This window comes from Arenibacter palladensis, from assembly GCF_900129275.1.
In the GTDB taxonomy this organism is placed as follows: Bacteria; Bacteroidota; Bacteroidia; order Flavobacteriales; family Flavobacteriaceae; genus Arenibacter; species Arenibacter palladensis.
In genome coordinates this window covers 430601-445546 of sequence record NZ_FQUX01000001.1, presented here as the reverse complement: position 1 = coordinate 445546, position 14946 = coordinate 430601, and the positions used below count along the sequence as shown (strand labels likewise).

Below are 14946 nucleotides of genomic sequence, written 5' to 3'. Positions count from 1 at the left end.
GCGAATCAGTTACCAACCCACATATGTTGGGGGTTCAATATTATTAAGGTTTAAATATACAATTAATTGTCCCCGGTGATGGGTTACATGGTCCTGTAACAGATTTAATATTTGTAGTTTGGTTTTTTCACCGGCGAAGAATTCCACATTTTCCGAAAGTGCCTCGGGAGGAAGGTTTTTCAAAATAGCGCTGACCCCATCAAATGCGTTGACCAATAATTTTATAGTCTCTTCCTTTGTTAATTTGGAATTATTGCCACTTCCCTTGTCGCTCAATTGCCTGCCAAAATAAGTACTGCTCAACCAATCCATATTTCTTTTTATATGTAGCAATTGATCTTGAAAACCCTTTTGTCTTTCGGTAGGTTTAAAATCATATTTCTCTGACGGCATGGCTTCCGCAATGGATACTAAATAAGATTTAGAATTTTCCCATTTTTCCAAAAAAGTGGGAATCACAAAGTCTTGGGATTGTAGCGGGTTCATAAAAAGAATTAGAAGTATAAAAAGTAAATTTTTCATTTAACTATTACATAAGTTGAGCGAAATAATAACTTTTGGCTGCCCTTAGGTGAAATTTTTTTGATCTGCCTTATCCCAATACACGGACTACATCCTTGGCAAAGTAACTGGCAATGATATTGGCACCGGCCCTTTTAATGGCGGTCAATTGCTCCATCATTACGGCATCATGATCCAGCCATCCTTTTTCGGCTGCGGCCTTTACCATGGCATATTCTCCTGATACTTGGTATACTGCTACAGGAACATCCACCTCATTTTTTATTTCCCTTACAATATCCAAATAACAAAGACCTGGTTTTACCATTACGATATCTGCACCCTCATCAATATCCATTTCAGTTTCCTTAATGGCTTCGAACCTATTGGCATAGTCCATTTGATATGTCTTTTTATCGCCAAAACCTGGAGCAGAATCCAAGGCATCCCTGAAGGGACCGTAAAATGCACTGGCATATTTGGCACTATAGCTCATGATTCCAGTGTCTATAAATCCTTCATCTTCCAAGGCTTCCCTAATGCTCAAAATTCTACCGTCCATCATATCGCTGGGTGCTACAAAATCCGCTCCAGCTTGTGCGTGGCTCACGCTCATATTGGCCAAAACCTCCACGGTGTCGTCGTTCACTATCTGTCCGTCCTCCACAATTCCGTCATGTCCATACGAGGAATAAGGGTCCAAGGCTAGGTCTGTCATCACCAGCATCTCGGGACAGGTATTTTTAACTGTTTTAATGGCCCTTTGCATTAGCCCCTTGGGATTTACGGCTTCCTTGCCTTTATTGTCCTTTAAATGGTCCGGGACCTTAACAAAGAGGAGCACGGATTTAAGTCCCATGGCCCAAAGGTCTTTTACCTCCTTTTCCAATAGATCTAAGCTATATCTGTAATAATTGGGCATGGACGCGATTTCTTCTTTTACCCCATGGCCTTCCACGACAAAAAGGGGCACTAAAAAGTCGTTAGGTGAGATAATGGTTTCTCTGACCAGTGATCTAATGGACTCATTGGTACGCAGTCTTCTATTTCTTCTTAATGGGTACATTTTATGTTTATTTTGAAATTCAAAGATAAAGGAACATGTCCTAAAATTTATAAATTGAATTGGTTAATCCTTTTATTATTTCGCTTGACCTAAATACATCCATAGGCCGTTTTCCTTTACGAATTCCGACTTTTCATGAATCACATCCACCTTGCCATTTTCAAAAAAATATGCGTTAAAGGTAACGGTGCCTTTCAGGTCACTTATTTCTCCCTTTTCCTTATCCAAAACTTCCAGCCTGATCCAACTTACGGATTTTGCCCAAGCTTCTATAGATTTCTTTTCCTTAACAGGCCTGGTAGAGGTGTGGTGACTATCCATCAAATAATTTCCATTGCCCATTACAAAAGCAGAGTATCGGGAACGCATTAATTGTTCCGCTGTCCTAACGGATTTGAGGTCTAAATGTGCCAATTCACAGCAATCTGTGTAGGATGTATGGGATCCACAGGGACAATCCATGTTTTTTTATTTAATGATTTATACTTAACTCAAGACTTATGCACAATTGATTAGTTATTGATCTGATCTTCCTCGGACTTATGTTGTTCCCGATGATTGGCCATAATGGTCTTTAGTCGCTCTTTACGGGTTTCCTTCTCTTTTTTTAGTTTGTTTTTTTTCCTGTTAAGGAGTTTGGTATGTTTTGCCTTGTTGAGCGTATTTTTTTCCTTGCCTTTTTTGCCCATAGTCCTACGTTTAGATTTGTTATACCCAGTCTTTGGGTTGGGCAAGTACTTTTAACAGCCGCTCTTCTTCACTCCCTTTAACTGGATGATGGTCATAAACCCATTGTACATGTGGTGGTAAGCTCATTAGGATGCTTTCTATTCTTCCATTGGTCTTTAGTCCAAATAAGGTGCCTTTGTCATGAACCAAGTTAAACTCTACATAACGGCCACGACGGATTTCTTGCCAATCCCTTTGTTCTTTGGTGTAGGGCAAGTCCTTTCTTTTCTCAACGATTGGCACATAGGCCTCCAAGAAGCTATTGCCCACTTCTGTTTCAAAATTGTACCAATCTTCCATACTCATCGTTTTGGTGGCTTTGCAGTAATCATAAAACAATCCCCCCACACCACGTGCTTCATTCCTATGTGTGTTCCAAAAATAATCGTCGCACTTCGCCTTATAAGTAGAATAGAAATCTGGGTTGTGTTTGTCACAGGCGTTTTTGCATATTGTATGAAAGTGTTTGGCATCCTCATCAAAAAGATAGTAAGGGGTTAGGTCTTGTCCTCCACCAAACCATTGATCAACCAATTTACCTTCCTTGTTGTACATCTCGAAATAGCGCCAATTGGCATGTACCGTGGGAACCATGGGATTCTTCGGGTGGATAACTAGGCTGAGACCACAGGCAAAAAAATCGGCGTCCTTCACTCCAAAATAATTTTGCATGCTTTGCGGGAGGGCACCATGGACTGCTGAAATGTTAACACCGCCCTTTTCAAAAACAGCGCCATTTTCAATGACCCTGGATCGTCCTCCCCCACCTTCTGGCCTTTCCCAATGGTCTTCCCTGAATTTTGCAGTTCCGTCCAAGGCCTCCAATTTGGAAGTAATCGTATCCTGTAGTTGTTGAATGTAAGCGTAAAATTTATCTTTCATTTTTTTTGTTTTCGGTTTTATCCTTAGACCTACAAGGTTTTTGAAACCTTGCAGGTCCTGTTTTGCGTTCTATTGGTTGCCTAACCTGCAAGGTCTTCCCGACCTTGTAGGTTTTTTTCCTTAGCCTGGAACAATCATTTTGTTCAGTTTTCAGTTTGTAGACCCACAAGGTTTTTTGAAACCTTGCAGGTCTTGCCAACTGCTCAACCTTGCAGGTCATTAATCCCAGTTCAATTTGTCAAGACCTAAGCTTCTTTTTTGCTCATGCAAATATTCAAAATTCTCAATATCCTCAAAAAGATTTATTACTTCTTCTTTTGCAATCGGCATTAATACCGTGTCGTTTGAATCTGAAATAGTGGTCTGAAAAGATGAATATTTGAATGTTTTATAATCTTCCGTGACTCCATGACTTTCCGGGTTTGTATTGATATAGATTATTAGGTTCCTTAAATAATTAGTGTCACCAATTTTAATCCTTCGAAAGTGCTTTTCAAAGAGACTTCCCGTTCTATTGTGCATTTTATTAAATGCTTTGGCATAGGCATTGAAAAGATTTGAAAATGCTTGGGTAACCATTTTTTCTTCTTCAAGGACCTGGATTGCCATATGGTAATGGTTGTCCATTAAACAATATGCAAGAATGGAAACTTTGTTGGACAAATACTTGTTAATCAACTTTAGAAAGTAGCTTTTGTTTTCGTTGGATTTAAATATTGGGCCACCGTTTATTCCTCGGTTGTATATGTGATAATAACAATCCTGTTCGAGTTTTTCTTGTTTCATTTTTTTTCTTGTTTCAGACCTACAAGGTTTAGGAAACCTGGCAGGTCTTGGCTTGCGTTCTGTTGTGTGCCTAACCTGCAAGGTCTTCCCGACCTTGTAGGTTTTGTTCCTTTGCCATCGGCTTATCGTTTTTCCGTTTTCTGTTTATAGACCTACAAGGTTTTTGAAACCTTGCAGGTCCTCTCAATCTCCTAGCATTTCAGGACCTGGGTTGTTTGCTTTTGGTTACCCAACCTGCAAGGTCTACTTGTCTTTATAGGTTTTGTTCCTTTGGTATTGACCAATCATTTTTTATTCTTAGACCTACAAGGTTTTTGAAACCTTGCAGGTCCACTCAATCTCCTAACATTTCAGGTCCTGGGTTGCTTGCTTTTGGTAACCTAACCTGCAAGGTCTACCCGTCTTTATAGGTTTTGTTCCTTTGGTATTGACCAATCATTTTTTCTGTTATTACCTCAGACCTACAAGGTTTTGGAAACCTTGCAGGGCTGGGAGTTAACCAATTTCTTTTTCCGATGTTATTAGTTCCACTGTCCTTATGGTTGCCGCTGTTACCGATAGTGGAAGCACTAGGATTACACCAATTACCGGAATAAATAGAAAGAGTATAAAAACAATTCCATTGCCTATGGCAATGCCTTTGTTCTTTCGAACAAAGTTGAGACTTTCTGCGTATTTAAAATGTCGCTCCAAGGTATAGTCCATATTGCCAAAACCGGCATAATAGGCCTGTATTAAAAATATAAGTACTGTTGAAACCAATCCGATTACCGGAATTAAACCAATTAACAGAATTGGGATGGTCAACAAAATTTCCATCATCAGGTTTCTTAGGTTGATGCGGATGCCGCGCCAAAGTTGTTCCGTGAAAGAAGTATCTCTATGGTTTACGTCCTTTCTTCCCAATAAATGAGCTTCTATTTTTTCTGAAACAGGGCTCATAAAAGGTGCTGAGAGCGCCATGACAATATGTTTGTACAACATAAAGCCAAATACAATTATTAGAAGGCCGCCAAAGATTTCGCTGATCAGAATCACTGTTTGCTTTCCCCAGTCCCAAGTCCACCATTGCGAAAGAAATCCACCAATATTGTCCGAGAGTCCATAAGCAGAGGTAAAAATTATGACGGCAATTACTACACTGATCAATATGGGAATCCAAAAATACCGCCAAAGTCCCAGCTGGGAAAGGATTTTAAAGGTGCCAAAATAGGCTTTAATACCACTTAGTATATGTTTGATCATACTTTTGGTTTTGCGTAAGCGATTGCAGTGACATCCTTTTATTTTTTGGAATTCTGTGTGCTGTGCCGTTTGTTTTTTAGATAAACAAGGCAACAGTTCCATAAAAATAAAAGATATAACGGAAAGCGCGACCCTTTTTTCCTGAAAGGAAGAAAAAAAGGGATACGCCCTTCTAATTCTGTCGGTACTCCTTTACCGAATCTATAAAGGCCTTGGCGTTGTCCAAGGGAACATTTGGCAAAATACCGTGGCCAAGATTTACTACATATTTATCCTTGCCAAATTCATTGATCATTTGAGTTACCATTTTTTTGATTACTGCCGGAGGAGAAAGCAATCTTGCTGGGTCAAAATTCCCCTGAAGGGTTATATTGCCTCCTGAAAGGTAACGTGCATTACGTGCGGAACAGGTCCAGTCCACTCCAAGGGCAGCGGCTCCTGATTTGGCCATATCGCCCAAGGCGAACCAGCATCCTTTACCAAAAACGATTACGGGAGCCTCGTCCTTAAGGGCATCTATAATCTGTTGTATATATTGGAACGAAAATTCCTGGTAATCTACTGGTGACAACATACCTCCCCAAGAATCGAATACCTGCACGGCATCTACACCGGCATTAACTTTTGCCTTTAGATAGGCAATGGTAGTATCGGTGATTTTTTGCAGTAGCTGATGTGCCGCAACTGGATCGGTAAAACAGAATTCCTTGGCCTTGTCAAAGGTTTTGCTACCCTGGCCTTGTACTACATAGCATAAAATGGTCCAAGGTGAGCCTGCAAAGCCGATTAAGGGGATATCATTGTTCAAAAGTTCCTTTGTCGCTTTTATGGCCTGCATAACATAATCCAGTTCTACGTTTACGTCAGGGACTATAACTTCATCCACTCCTTTTTGATCGTTTACAGGGTTTGGAAGATAGGGACCAAAATTGGGTTTCATTTGCACCTCTATATTCATGGCTTGGGGAATCACCAAAATATCGCTAAACAAAATAGCGGCATCCATGCCATACCTGCGTATTGGCTGTACCGTAATTTCACTGGCCAGTTCAGGGGTCCTACAACGGGTAAAGAAATCGTATTTCTCCCGAATGGCCATAAATTCCGGTAAATATCTTCCTGCTTGGCGCATCATCCAAACTGGGGGACGCTCTACGGTTTCTCCTTTTAATGCTCTTAAGAATAAATCGTTTTTAATACTCATAGTTTATAGCTGTATTATTGCCTAATTAGTTCATCGCATTCCCAACAATCAATTCGGCAGGGATGTCCGTTAAAGAGGCCATATTTAGTTCATTAATGTATTTCTATATTCTACCACCTTTTCCAAGACACTTTCTACCGTGGGTTTTTCAGCAATGATAATCCTTTTGGTGTGCTTTTGCGCTTCGGAGGCAGTGGTGGTGCCAATGCAAAAAGCAACGCTATTTCTTAATGTATTCCGGGCCGTAAAGCTAGCTATACCACTAGGGCTAAAAAACAATACGCCATCAAAATCGGAGGTAAAGGTAATGGGATTTGGACTATTTTGGTATACTATCTGTTCCTTAAATGTTACCTTATTTTTGGTTAGGAAGGAGGGAATTTCATTCCGTCTTTTATCACCGCACAGGAATAAAAAAGATTCAGTTAGGTACTTATTTACCAATATCTTCGCCAATTCTGCTCCATAATGTGTCATTTCCATGACATTTATGGCATTTTCTTCTAAAAGCGACTTTGTTTTTTCGCCGACGCAAAAGGCAGTGTATTTATTGTTTGCGAGGTTTTGGGTCCCTACTGTTTGTAGAAAAGCCTTTACGGCATTCTGGCTAGTGAAAATGATATTTTGGAAATTCTGGTCTATTTGGGTAGTTAGGTAGTCTATCTTGATGGCATCATAATCTTCAACCTTGATGTTGGCCTTGGTCAGGATGGATTTTTGGGAGGAAGTCAGAATTTTGGTGGATAGAATGGTCATGCTCATTGTACTTTGGGTTCTAGTTGCCGAGCAGGGGTTAAGCCAGTTCTTTTTTTATCTTTTTCATCATTTCCTTGCCTCCGTTATTTAAAATTTCCTGGGCGCACAGTTTTCCGAAGTCGGTATAATTTTGGGGGGAAATCGATTTTTTGATGGATAATTTTCGTGTCCCGTCCAAGGACAACAAAATTCCTTCAAAATGGAGCCTGTCCTTGTCTATTTTGGCCAAGGCGCCTATGGGTGCGGTGCATCCACCTTCCAAAACCTGTAGAAATTCCCTTTCCACATGGGTGCATATATCCGTATCGGAATCGTTCAGCTGGCGTACTGCATCCGTTGAAAACGTATCGTTTTCCATACTAACAACTACCATAGCACCTTGGGCCGGGGCCGGAACCATCCAATCCAAATCTATATGGTTCTGGGGAAGTACTTCTATGCGCTCCAAACCTGCCTTTGCAAAAATAGCACCGTTCCAAGGATTGTCCTGAAGTTTTTGAAGTCGGGTGTTTACGTTGCCCCTAAGGTCTACCACCTTATGGGTAGGGTACTTATTTAACCACTGGGCCTGTCTTCGTAAGCTTCCGGTGGCAATGGTGCCGTTGGATTTTAAAAATTCCAAATCTTTATAGACCAAAATATCTTGGGTATTGGCTCTTGGCAGAACAGCGCTTTGAACAATTCCCTTGGGAAGTCGGGTGGGAACATCTTTCATGGAATGTACGGCAATGTCAACGGTGCCATTGATCATTGCGATATCCAAGGTTTTGGTAAATATTCCAGTGATGCCCAGTTCATATAAAGGCTTGTCCAAGAGTAGGTCGCCGGTAGATTTTACGGAAATTATTTCGGTTTTATAGCCAAGGGATTCCAGTTGGTCCCGAACAGTATGTGCTTGCCAGAGGGCCAACTGACTATCACGGGTACCAATGCGTATTATTTTACTCATTTAGACTCCAATTCTAGTTGAAAAACTCGTTGTATAAGCTCTAAACTGGTATCGGAATCTATTTCGGTATCTTTAAGGTGATTGGCGAATTGTTTGGTGATTTTCTGAATTATGCGCTCGGAGATAATATCGGCCTGTACGGAATTGAAATCTACAAGTTTCTTGCTTTGGAAGTCCAATTCCTCATCCTTCATAGTCTTCAATTTCTTCTTAAGCGCCTTGATTACGGGAGCAAACTTTCTAGTTTCCAGCCATTTTATAAATTCGTCCTTTACTTCTTCAATGATTGCTTCCGCCTGGGGTACGGATTCCTTCCTTTTCTCCAAGGTGTCATCCGTCATTTGGGATAGATGATCTAGATGTATTACCGTAACATTCTCCAAATCCGTTACATTGTCGGATACATTTTTCGGAATTGAAAGATCCAAGATCAGCAAAGGCTTCTTGGTGTAGATCAATTCTTTAGAAATAGTGGGCGAGTGTGCACCGGTGGCTACTATAAGCACGTCGGTGTTTCTGATTTCGGTCTGTAGGTCCCCGTAATTTTTGACTACCAGATTAAATTTACCTGCTATGCGCTCAGCCTTGTCCTTGGTACGGTTAATAAGGGTGATGTGCGAATTTTTGGTATGCTTAATTAAATTTTCACAGGTATTTCTACCTATTTTTCCCGTACCGAACAACAATATGTTTTTTTCGGATATGTCGGGAATGTTATTTATGATATACTGTACCGATGCGAATGCTACCGATGTGGCACCCGAAGAAATATCGGTTTCGTTTTTTATTCTTTTACTGGCTTGGATTACGGAATTGCACAAACGCTCTAGAAATGGGTTGGCTATTTGCTGCTTTTTTGAACGGTTGAAGCTCTGACGTAATTGACTAATAATCTCAAAATCGCCTAAAATTTGACTATCCAAACCTGTACCCATCCTGAATAGATGATTAATGGAGTCGTTATTCTTATACACATAGGCTACCTCCTGGAACTCCTCTACGGTGCCATGAGTATTATCGCACAATAATTTTATTAACTGGTAGGGGTGCTGTGCAAATCCATGCAATTCGGTACGGTTACAGGTAGAGGTTACCAAGAGACCGTCCAGGCCTATCAATTTGGCCTGTTCCAATATGCGTTCTATGGCATTCTCATCCAGGCTAAATTTACCACGCACTTCGGCATCCGCCTTTTTGTAGTTAAGGCCAATGGTATAAAATGAATTATGTTTGGAAATATGATAATCTTTCATATGTACTCTTGAGAGCGCCACAAAAATAAGTGCATCAAACTTATAAAAATAACGCTAGAGGAACAATTAGTATCGTTTGTGGTTTTTTAACGCTGTTTTGGGTGTTAAAACCCCTGAAATAGTATATTTTAGCGGTGTTAAGGGAATTCTTGTCAATAGTAATTTAGAACGTTTCTAAATAGATAAATTTAATATAATGTCGACATGGAGGAAGAAAATATCGCTCAAGGGTCATTCGAGGAAGTGTTAATTGAAGACGGGTTCTACGTATTAAAAATCCAAAACGATGGTATTCATAACCAGACGGTTACCCGAGAAATTGACAGTTCCTTTATTCAGTTTCATTTCTGTTTGAAGGGCAGTGCCAAGTTTGTATTCAATGAAGGACGGTATGCCTTGGAGGTCAATGAGGACAATTCCCTTCTCTTGTACAATACCCAGGTAGATTTACCGCTTAATCTGGTGTTAAATGCCAATTCCTGGATGGTCTCCATAATAATGACCATCCGCAAATTCCATTCCCTATTTTCCAAGGAGGCCGATTATATACCTTTTTTAAGTCCGGATAACAAAGACAAAAAATACTATTCACAAGAGGCCGTATCCCCTGCAATAGCTGTTGTTTTGAGTCAGGTAATGAATTATAACCTTCATCGTTCCATAAAGGGGCTGTATATAAAGGGGAAGGTATATGAATTGATTTCACTGTATTTTAATAAGAGTCAGGATGCCGATGTGGAACAATGCCCTTTTTTGGTGGACGAGGATAACGTTAAACGCATTAGGAAGGCCAAGGAAATAATTATTTCTAGAATGGCAGAACCACCTAGCTTACAAGACCTTTCGGAAGAAATTGGGCTTAGCCTTAAGAAGTTGAAAGAAGGATTTAAGCAGATATATGGGGATTCTGTATATAGTTTTTTATTCGATTACAAAATGGAATATGCCCGTAAAATGTTGGAATCGGGCAAACACAATGTAAATGAAGTAGGCTTAAAAGTGGGTTATAGCACTTCTAGTCATTTTATAGCTGCCTTCAAGAAAAAGTATAGTACCACTCCAAAAAAATACCTCATGTCCTTGGCCAACGGATAGCTTGGTATTGTTGTTCAGCTTATATTTTTCCCAATATTCTTAGTTTTTTGATTTTGTACTTTACACTTCATAACCTTTAAAGTTGGAGATTTTTATTTCTAACAAGAAGGAGTATTATTGTGAGAACTCTGGTATATTTTGGAAATAATGATAAATTTTGTGTTTTGTTGCCTTAAATTTTAGATATTTAGAACTTCAAATTGATAATCGAAAATTTTTATGCGCTTATTTAGATGTACTATTGCTTTGATTGCGCTAGTAACGGTGATTGGATGTGGTAGCACCAAAATACAGGAGGAGGTTACTTTAAATCCAAACCTTCATAATACGCCTGTACAAATTCCAGAAAAAATAATTTCTGCCAATACATTGGCAAAAGATAGGGTTTTGGTATTTTCCAAAACCAATGGTTTCCGCCATAAGTCCATTGAAAAGGGGGTAGCCACCTTTGTGAAATTGGGCGTTGCCAATAATTTTGCGGTGTCCCATACCGAGGATTCGCTTCAATTTAATAGCGAAAATCTTAAAAAGTTTAAATTGGTGGTTTTTTTAAGTACCACTATGGATGTGTTGGGAGACGAACAACAAGCGGCTTTTGAGAAATATATACAAGACGGCGGAAGTTATATGGGGGTTCATGCTGCGGCGGATACAGAATATGAATGGCCTTGGTATAACAAATTGGTTGGGGCCTATTTTTTAAGTCACCCCAAACAACAAACGGCTACGATAAACGTAGTGGATCATAACCATCCAGCAACCAAACATTTGGCCGATATCTGGACCCATTTTGATGAATGGTACAACTACAAAAATATTAATTCAGAGGTAAATGTGCTCATGAAACTGGATGAAAGCTCATATGAGGGGGGTAAAAATGGTGATAACCACCCCATTGCCTGGTACCATGAGTATGATGGCGGACGCGCCTTTTATACTGGCTTGGGACATACGGAGGAAGCTTTTGACGACCTTAATTTCCGTCAACATTTGGTGGGCGGAATCGAATATTGCCTGAAGAGGGATTAACTCTTAAGCAATTACAAAACAAAGTTAAATACCAATACTTTGTAATTTTAATAACCACCAACCTTTACTGTAGTCCTGCAAGGTTCTATCGACATCCAATCAACCAATACTAAAATTTATTTAGTGTGTCGGTAACAATCTCGCAGGACTTTTTTTCTTCAATTTTCTCTGGACCCTTTTTAATGGATGATTTGTGAAAGCTGTTTGGTTATAGGGCATATGCCCCCTAAAACATCTAAGCTGTTGAAAATGCCTCTCAATTCGGCTCAAATTAAATATTTATAGCAGGGAAATCTGTATTATTTAAGGTCTTAGAACAATTTTAAAATAGACCGGATGGTCGGTTAGATATGTTTTTGGGCAACCAGACGATAAAATAGCGGTATTTCATAGATTTTGTTGCGTTTTATATCGAAGTATCATGGCCAATCTAGATGTTTGGATTCAACGGGAACCGACCAAGCGGTTGGATTTGAAATTTTGCACAAAACCGTATGAGGAGGCCAAATATGGAAGTTAATAACCAGGTGAAAGATGCTAACCTTAGTTCTTTTTGGGGCTTTTTGGAAAATGTACTTCTACCTTGTCGTGCATGGTATATAGTCTAAACTGGTCTCCATCGGGAACTAGGATTCCACTTGATCTATTTTCCTCCATTATTGGATTTTGAGGGTATTTTTTCCAATGCACCAAGTCTTTGGATGCTGCTACATTGGTAGACCACAGGCTCCAGTCTTCGAAAGGGGTGCCATGGTAATAAGCATAATACCATCCTTTGTATTTGATGATTTGATTTAGGGCTACGCCATATTTATCGTACTCTTCGGGTCCCATAGTTATAACGGGTTCATCCTGAACATTGGTCCAAACTTTTAGATCTTTGGAGGTGGCGAGCCATATCCCCAAGTCGTTTCGCTCATAAAACAGATACCATAGGTTGTTTTCCCGCCAAACGGTAGGGGTGCCATAAGGTCCTTTGCTCAATGGGGAACCATCGGCATGGCGTATGTCCAGCGATCCATGGTCTGTCCAATGAATGCGATCGGTAGAGGTAAGCCTATGGGCTACATCATTTTTTCCTTCGGCAAACATATGATAGGTGCCATCCACTTTTATGACCATCATGTCCTCGGTCCAACTCTCATCAAAAACGGGGTTACTTACATGGCGCTTCCAAGAAATGCCGTCTAAAGAGGTGGCATAACCTAGGGAAAGCAACTCTTTTTCCTTATTAAAGCCTGTATACCACATATGGTAGCTGCCCTCTTCCTTTAGGATATACCCACGTTCACGAATTTTTTGATCCCAAGTATCCATACCTGTGCCCGTAAAAATTGGGTTTTCGTCTGGGGTTTGAAATTGTGTCAGTTCCCTTGGAAATGGTACGGAATCTTTGGGTGTAACAATGGCAACTTGCTCAGAGTTCACATTTTCTTTGTTTTTTTGTTGGTCTTTGCAGGACAGAAGAAATACTATCAGGGACGTAAGCAGAAGGAGAGGTGTTTTCATAATCCGGTTATTTGTATTGAGAGGGTTTGTTATGGTTATTTGGTACAAGTAAGATAATAATTCCTTTTTATGCGGTGCAGATTAATGGTAAAAAATAGTCAATCCATATGCTGTGCTGTGTGAGGGATAGCAGTGAAAAGCCCACAGGCCTGCAGCCGAGGACTTGAAACGGATAGCCCGGCCCGCTAGGGACACACCAAAACTCTTTACTTACAAGGTGGAATTTGGACGCTCCGTAGCTTGCCCGACCAAATGTTAGTGGTGGTTTTCTTCCGATGTCTCGTGGGCATACATTTTTTTGCAGAAAGGCCTGCCCATAGGTAAGTGACATAATGGTTAAAATTGTAACAGTTTTTGATAGAATCTGCCAGATAATCTCGCTTTAGGAGTGTTACCTTGCTTTTGATCCAAACCGTTTATGAAGTGTTGTTTTGGCCTTGGAAATTTTCCATTGAACAAGTATCGGCTTAGAAGTACTTTTAGTCAAATCTTTTATTGTGTACAATCTTTAAAGCATACAAATCCATTCCTATGAAATTAACGCCTGTATTTTTATTCCTGTTTGTTATAGGATTTGCCTTTGCACAACGCCCGGCCCAGGGACCTATGTCCAAAAAACGGTTCAATCCTGAAAAGCAGGGTTATAAATTGGTATGGGAAGATCAATTTAAGGGCAAATCTTTGGATACTTCTAAGTGGGCCGTTCGAGGAGTGGGGCCAAGGGCCATAGCTTTTGTATCCCAGGAGGCTGTAAAAGTGGAAAATGGATATTTAAAATTATACATCCTTAAAAAAGGAGATTCACTTTTGGGCAGTGCCGTAGGTACCCAAGGTAAGTTCATGTCCAAGTATGGCTATTATGAATGTAGGGCCAAATTACAGAAATCACAGGGGGTATGGGCCGCATTTTGGCTGCAGTCTCCCCAGATTAGCCAGGGGGAAGATCCGTCCAAATTTGGGGCCGAAATAGATATAATGGAGTTTTTTAAAAAATTGGGTACCGATATTGTATCCCATAATGTGCATTGGGCCTACGGACCCAATCAACAATCTACCAAGGGTATGCAGAGTTACCGTAGAGGGGTAAGTTTAGGGTTTCATACTTTTGGATTGGAATGGTTTCCGGACAAATATATTTTTTATGTGGATGGGTATAAGTATTATGAGGTTACGGACGGTATCTCCAATATAGAGGAGTATATGATCTTGAGTATGGAATATCCCAGTAAAAAGGAAGAGATTTTAAAAACCATTTTTCCCGATGTTTTTATGGTCGACTATGTTAAGGTTTACCAAAAGAAGGAAGGCTATTAAAAATGACCAAATAAGTTTAATTAAATTTGCAAATTATCATAACCCTAAGTTTTTAATTTTAAATAAGAACCCATGAAAATAGCCCTACTACAAGAATCCGATATAAACCCAGATCTGGAACAACAGTTGGCAGGATTGTTCCGCCAATTGAATGCCGACATAAAACAGATAAATCTTAAACAGGTACTCGACCCTGAAAATCCTATATGCCTTGTATATTGCAGGGAAGGTAATAAGGTGTTGGGAATGGCTTTAATGTGCACCTATACCGTAATATCCGGTATTAAGGGCTGGGTTGAGGATGTTGTGGTAGATGTGGAACACCGGGGAAAGGGCATAGGTAGGAAACTAATGGAAAAATTGGTGGAGTTGGGAAAGGATAAAGGACTTACCGAAATCCTTCTTTTTAGCGCAGATAAGCGAATAGAAGCTATAAATCTGTATAAAAGTTTGGGCTTTAAGGAAAAGGAAAGTCGCATTTATGTGCTTAAAACGGAAGCTCTGATTAAAAAGGAATAAACCTTATAGCCATGCATTACAGCTGCAGCCTTGCCTCTTGCTGCAGCTGATTATAGAATACAGTCGATTTACATTGAACCTACCGAATCTGCCCAGGAAATTGCGGGGG

Annotated in this window: 16 protein-coding genes; 4 read left to right on the top strand and 12 right to left on the bottom strand. The window is 40.1% G+C overall.

All coding sequences use genetic code 11. The features are described 5' to 3' along the window. Positions 1-9: 9 nt before the first annotated feature. The 11 genes from BUA60_RS01710 to hemA all read right to left on the bottom strand — a co-directional run bounded on the left by BUA60_RS01710 (position 10) and on the right by hemA (position 9371). A complete protein-coding gene (locus tag BUA60_RS01710) occupies positions 10-522 on the bottom strand; it encodes a DinB family protein (protein WP_072860015.1) in 513 nt (170 codons plus the stop codon). 70 nt (positions 523-592) lie between these two features. Further along, positions 593-1567: a porphobilinogen synthase gene (hemB, locus tag BUA60_RS01705; RefSeq protein ID WP_072860014.1), complete on the bottom strand. Its 975-nt coding sequence runs from the start codon at positions 1565-1567 to the stop codon at positions 593-595. A gap of 75 nt (positions 1568-1642) precedes the next feature. Further along, positions 1643-2029, bottom strand: coding sequence for a YchJ family protein (locus tag BUA60_RS01700; RefSeq protein WP_072860013.1), 387 nt, complete (start codon positions 2027-2029; stop codon positions 1643-1645). Positions 2030-2079: 50 nt separating this feature from the next. Then, positions 2080-2256 (bottom strand): hypothetical protein, encoded by a 177-nt coding sequence (locus BUA60_RS22940; RefSeq protein ID WP_178346949.1) that lies wholly within the window; start codon positions 2254-2256, stop codon positions 2080-2082. A 19-nt stretch (positions 2257-2275) separates the two neighbouring features. Then, positions 2276-3178, bottom strand: coding sequence for an oxygen-dependent coproporphyrinogen oxidase (hemF, locus tag BUA60_RS01695; RefSeq protein ID WP_072860012.1), 903 nt, complete (start codon positions 3176-3178; stop codon positions 2276-2278). 219 nt (positions 3179-3397) lie between these two features. Beyond that, positions 3398-3964 (bottom strand): transposase, encoded by a 567-nt coding sequence (locus BUA60_RS01685; protein ID WP_072860010.1) that lies wholly within the window; start codon positions 3962-3964, stop codon positions 3398-3400. Between the two features lie 495 nt (positions 3965-4459). Then, the gene (locus BUA60_RS01680; protein WP_072860809.1) at positions 4460-5209 is read right to left on the bottom strand and encodes an EI24 domain-containing protein; all 750 of its coding nucleotides are present in this window, start codon (positions 5207-5209) and stop codon (positions 4460-4462) included. Between the two features lie 172 nt (positions 5210-5381). Further along, positions 5382-6413: a uroporphyrinogen decarboxylase gene (hemE, locus tag BUA60_RS01675; protein ID WP_072860009.1), complete on the bottom strand. Its 1032-nt coding sequence runs from the start codon at positions 6411-6413 to the stop codon at positions 5382-5384. A gap of 84 nt (positions 6414-6497) precedes the next feature. Continuing rightward, positions 6498-7175 carry a uroporphyrinogen-III synthase gene (locus tag BUA60_RS01670; RefSeq protein ID WP_245802486.1) on the bottom strand — a complete coding sequence of 226 codons (678 nt, stop codon included), beginning with the start codon at positions 7173-7175 and terminating at the stop codon, positions 6498-6500. 31 nt (positions 7176-7206) lie between these two features. Then, positions 7207-8118: a hydroxymethylbilane synthase gene (gene hemC, locus BUA60_RS01665; RefSeq protein WP_072860008.1), complete on the bottom strand. Its 912-nt coding sequence runs from the start codon at positions 8116-8118 to the stop codon at positions 7207-7209. Next, positions 8115-9371, bottom strand: a complete 1257-nt coding sequence (hemA, locus tag BUA60_RS01660) for a glutamyl-tRNA reductase (protein ID WP_072860007.1) — start codon at positions 9369-9371, stop codon at positions 8115-8117. Before hemA ends, hemC begins: the two co-directional genes overlap by 4 nt. A 204-nt stretch (positions 9372-9575) precedes the next feature. Here hemA and BUA60_RS01655 point away from each other — a divergent pair, with 204 nt between their 5' ends. Further along, positions 9576-10466, top strand: coding sequence for a helix-turn-helix domain-containing protein (locus BUA60_RS01655; protein WP_072860006.1), 891 nt, complete (start codon positions 9576-9578; stop codon positions 10464-10466). Positions 10467-10685: 219 nt separating this feature from the next. Beyond that, entirely contained in the window at positions 10686-11495 is an 810-nt protein-coding gene (locus tag BUA60_RS01650) for a ThuA domain-containing protein (RefSeq protein WP_084532451.1), read from the top strand. Positions 11496-12038: 543 nt separating this feature from the next. Here the strand turns inward: BUA60_RS01650 and BUA60_RS01645 are convergent. Continuing rightward, on the bottom strand, positions 12039-13004 hold the full coding sequence (locus BUA60_RS01645; protein ID WP_072860005.1) for a glycoside hydrolase family protein: 966 nt from the start codon (positions 13002-13004) through the stop codon (positions 12039-12041). A gap of 531 nt (positions 13005-13535) precedes the next feature. On the opposite strand from BUA60_RS01645, the gene BUA60_RS01640 reads away from it, so the two are divergent. Together BUA60_RS01640 and BUA60_RS01635 are read left to right on the top strand one after the other, a co-directional pair. Next, complete coding sequence (locus BUA60_RS01640; protein ID WP_072860004.1) at positions 13536-14318, top strand: glycoside hydrolase family 16 protein; 783 nt, start codon at positions 13536-13538, stop codon at positions 14316-14318. 72 nt (positions 14319-14390) lie between these two features. Then, positions 14391-14837 (top strand): GNAT family N-acetyltransferase, encoded by a 447-nt coding sequence (locus BUA60_RS01635; protein WP_072860003.1) that lies wholly within the window; start codon positions 14391-14393, stop codon positions 14835-14837. Positions 14838-14946: the final 109 nt, after the last annotated feature.

Excerpts from the sequence above, each read along its gene's own strand:
- BUA60_RS01640 (WP_072860004.1), top strand. The coding sequence starts at position 13,536 with ATGAAATTAACGCCTGTATTTTTATTCCTGTTTGTTATAGGATTTGCC.
- hemF (WP_072860012.1), bottom strand. The coding sequence starts at position 3,178 with ATGAAAGATAAATTTTACGCTTACATTCAACAACTACAGGATACGATT.
- hemC (WP_072860008.1), bottom strand. The coding sequence starts at position 8,118 with ATGAGTAAAATAATACGCATTGGTACCCGTGATAGTCAGTTGGCCCTC.
- BUA60_RS01680 (WP_072860809.1), bottom strand. The coding sequence starts at position 5,209 with ATGATCAAACATATACTAAGTGGTATTAAAGCCTATTTTGGCACCTTT.
- BUA60_RS01670 (WP_245802486.1), bottom strand. The coding sequence starts at position 7,175 with ATGAGCATGACCATTCTATCCACCAAAATTCTGACTTCCTCCCAAAAA.
- hemE (WP_072860009.1), bottom strand. The coding sequence starts at position 6,413 with ATGAGTATTAAAAACGATTTATTCTTAAGAGCATTAAAAGGAGAAACC.
- hemA (WP_072860007.1), bottom strand. The coding sequence starts at position 9,371 with ATGAAAGATTATCATATTTCCAAACATAATTCATTTTATACCATTGGC.
- BUA60_RS01710 (WP_072860015.1), bottom strand. The coding sequence starts at position 522 with ATGAAAAATTTACTTTTTATACTTCTAATTCTTTTTATGAACCCGCTA.
- BUA60_RS01645 (WP_072860005.1), bottom strand. The coding sequence starts at position 13,004 with ATGAAAACACCTCTCCTTCTGCTTACGTCCCTGATAGTATTTCTTCTG.
- BUA60_RS22940 (WP_178346949.1), bottom strand. The coding sequence starts at position 2,256 with ATGGGCAAAAAAGGCAAGGAAAAAAATACGCTCAACAAGGCAAAACAT.
- BUA60_RS01650 (WP_084532451.1), top strand. The coding sequence starts at position 10,686 with ATGCGCTTATTTAGATGTACTATTGCTTTGATTGCGCTAGTAACGGTG.
- hemB (WP_072860014.1), bottom strand. The coding sequence starts at position 1,567 with ATGTACCCATTAAGAAGAAATAGAAGACTGCGTACCAATGAGTCCATT.
- BUA60_RS01685 (WP_072860010.1), bottom strand. The coding sequence starts at position 3,964 with ATGAAACAAGAAAAACTCGAACAGGATTGTTATTATCACATATACAAC.
- BUA60_RS01655 (WP_072860006.1), top strand. The coding sequence starts at position 9,576 with ATGGAGGAAGAAAATATCGCTCAAGGGTCATTCGAGGAAGTGTTAATT.
- BUA60_RS01635 (WP_072860003.1), top strand. The coding sequence starts at position 14,391 with ATGAAAATAGCCCTACTACAAGAATCCGATATAAACCCAGATCTGGAA.
- BUA60_RS01700 (WP_072860013.1), bottom strand. The coding sequence starts at position 2,029 with ATGGATTGTCCCTGTGGATCCCATACATCCTACACAGATTGCTGTGAA.